Origin of the sequence: Microbacterium sp. Ru50, from assembly GCF_002920555.1 — a bacterium.
Taxonomy (GTDB): domain Bacteria; phylum Actinomycetota; class Actinomycetes; order Actinomycetales; family Microbacteriaceae; genus Microbacterium; species Microbacterium arborescens.
In genome coordinates this window covers 1-763 of the sequence record NZ_PQSV01000035.1, presented here as the reverse complement: position 1 = coordinate 763, position 763 = coordinate 1, and the positions used below count along the sequence as shown (strand labels likewise).

General features: G+C 53.2%; 1 pseudogene. It reads left to right on the top strand.

The window, feature by feature from the left end:
- Positions 1-43 precede the first annotated feature (43 nt).
- A pseudogene (locus C3481_RS16090) lies at positions 44-763 on the top strand (IS4-like element IS186B family transposase); the annotation flags it as partial.

Here is a 763-nt window from a genome sequence, read left to right as displayed (position 1 = left end):
CTTAAGGGTTGTGGTATTACGCCTGATATGATTTAACGTGCCGATGAATTACTCTCACGATAACTGGTCAGCAATTCTGGCCCATATTGGTAAGCCCGAAGAACTGGATACTTCGGCACGTAATGCCGGGGCTCTAACCCGCCGCCGCGAAATTCGTGATGCTGCAACTCTGCTACGTCTGGGGCTGGCTTACGGCCCCGGGGGGATGTCATTACGTGAAGTCACTGCATGGGCTCAGCTCCATGACGTTGCAACATTATCTGACGTGGCTCTCCTGAAGCGGCTGCGGAATGCCGCCGACTGGTTTGGCATACTTGCCGCACAAACACTTGCTGTACGCGCCGCAGTTACGGGTTGTACAAGCGGAAAGAGATTGCGTCTTGTCGATGGAACAGCAATCAGTGCGCCCGGGGGCGGCAGCGCTGAATGGCGACTACATATGGGATATGATCCTCATACCTGTCAGTTCACTGATTTTGAGCTAACCGACAGCAGAGACGCTGAACGGCTGGACCGATTTGCGCAAACGGCAGACGAGATACGCATTGCTGACCGGGGATTCGGTTCGCGTCCCGAATGTATCCGCTCACTTGCTTTTGGAGAAGCTGATTATATCGTCCGGGTTCACTGGCGAGGATTGCGCTGGTTAACTGCAGAAGGAATGCGCTTTGACATGATGGGTTTTCTGCGCGGGCTGGATTGCGGTAAGAACGGTGAAACCACTGTAATGATAGGCAATTCAGGTAATAAAAAAGCCGGAGCT